2 protein-coding genes are annotated in these 2069 nt (G+C 65.8%); both read right to left on the reverse strand.

Annotated elements, in window-relative coordinates; all coding sequences use genetic code 11:
- On the reverse strand, window positions 1-1062 hold a 1062-nt coding region (locus tag VIP82_RS06715; protein WP_331906915.1), incomplete at its 3' end, for a TrkH family potassium uptake protein.
- A 373-nt stretch (window positions 1063-1435) separates the two neighbouring features.
- Window positions 1436-1855, reverse strand: coding sequence for an Lrp/AsnC family transcriptional regulator (locus VIP82_RS06720; protein WP_331906917.1), 420 nt, complete (start codon window positions 1853-1855; stop codon window positions 1436-1438).
- Window positions 1856-2069 lie beyond the last annotated feature (214 nt).

Raw genomic sequence — 2069 nt, forward strand, 5'->3', positions numbered from 1 at the left:
GCCGAAGATGTTCACCGAGCCTTCGCCGCGGAGCTCGGTGAGCATGATGAAGAAGAGCACCGCGAACGTGGTCACCTTGATGCCGCCCGCCGTGCCGGCCGGCCCACCGCCGATGAACATCAGTACATCCATCCCGAGCCAGCTCGCGTCGTGCATCCCGCCGATGTCGATGGAGTTGAACCCGGCGGTGCGGGTCTGCACTGATTGGAAGAAGCCCGCGAGCAGGCGTGCGCCGGGGTCGAGGGTTCCGAGCGTCGCGGGATTGTTCCACTCGATGAGCGTGATGTAGGCAGTGCCGCCGATGAGCAGCACGGTGGTGCCCCAGAGCACGAGCTTCGTGTTCATCGACCAGTGCAGCGGCTTCGTGAACTCCTTGCGTAGCTGCATGATGACGGGGAAGCCGAGCCCGCCGAGAATGATCGCCGCCGAAATCGGGAGGCAGATGAACGGGTCGGCGACGAATCCCATGAGGTTGTCGGTGTAGAGCGCGAAGCCGGCGTTGTTGAACGAGGACACCGCGAGGAACGCGGCATGCCAGGCCGCCTCGCCGACGCCGTACCCGTATCCGAGCATGAACCGCACAGCGAGGAGTATGAAGACGCCGAGCTCGATGAGGACGGTGATCTTCAGGATTCCGCGCACCAGCCCGCGGACGTCGGCGAAGCCGACCGCTTTCGCTTCGGCCGCGGTGTTGAGCCGCGAGCGCACCGAGAGTTTGCGTGCGAGGACGAGACCGATGAGCGAGGCGAAGATCATGATGCCGAGCCCGCCGAGCTGGATCAGCGCCATGATCACGACCTGGCCGAACGGAGTCCAGTAGGTGGGTGTGTCGACGACCGTCAGCCCGGTGACGCACACCGCCGACGTCGCCGTGAACAGTGCGTCGATGAAGGAGGCGCCGCCAGGGCCGACCTTCGAGATGGGCAGCATGAGCAATGCGGTTCCGGTGAGTATCGCGAGCGCGAAGCCCGTGACGACCGTCTGAGCCGGATGCAGCCGCAGCCGCAGCCGCAGGAGTCGGCGCCGTTGCCGTCCTGCAGCTGCCGGTGCGCGAGTGGTCACCGGAAAACTGTAGCCCCAATGACACCTGGGTGCCCGCACGTTGCCATTCGGATCGCCGCCGTCGCTCGAATCCGACATCGCACATCTTCGGAGATGAGCCGCCGGGCCGGTGAAGAGGTCTCACCGGCCCGGCCATCGATGTCCTACGCGGGTAGGGTCGCGGTTCCATCGATGGCGCACGCACTCGCGCTCGCGTCATTTCAGGGGCGAAGAGTGGTTGCCCCCCTCTGACCTCTTCGTCCGACTCAACGCGTCCGGTCAAGAGGAGGCAGAGTACCCGAAACAGAGCCGCCGCCGTACGCGCTGGTAGGGCCGAGGCTAGCATCCGAGTCGCGGATCGTGCCATCTGTTACGCACTGCGATCCGGACTCGCTCAGCGGAGCGCCAGTCGAGTCTGCGTGTGAGCAGCGCCTCCGTCCTTCTTCAGGCTTCGCAGGAGTCGGTCGAGTGCTGCCGTGTCGCGGACCTTGATGTGCAGCAGGTAGTCGTAGGCGCCGGTGACGTGGACGGCATCACGGATCTCCGGCACCTGTTGCGTCCATGCGAGGAACGCCTCGGAGTCTTCCGCCGGATCGAGGCGGACGTCGATGAATGCCTCGAGACCCGAGGTGTTCTCCGGTGCATCCGCAGCGAGAACGACCCGGTACCCGACGATCACGCCCGTCTTCTCCAGACGACGGACTCGCGCCGCGGTCGCGTTCGTGCTGAGGCCGACCTGGCGGCCGATCTCACTGAACGAAGCGCGCCCATCGACTCGCAGAACGTCCAGAATCTTGTCGTCCACGGCATCCATGCAGAACATTCTCTCAGCAGACAGGCTGTTTGCGCAGTCTGCTGCGCGCCTGAGCGGATCATCGTCGTATGGACACCGACATCACCCTCGGCCTGCTCGCCGGCGTGGTCGCCGGTTTGGCGCTGGCGGCGCCGCTCGGCGCGATCGGGGTGCTCCTCGTCCAGGAGGGAATCCTGCGGGGCCTCCCGGGCGGGCTTCCCAGCGCAGCTGCTGT

The sequence above is a fragment of the Microbacterium sp. genome (assembly GCF_036566905.1).
In the GTDB taxonomy this organism is placed as follows: Bacteria; Actinomycetota; Actinomycetes; order Actinomycetales; family Microbacteriaceae; genus Microbacterium.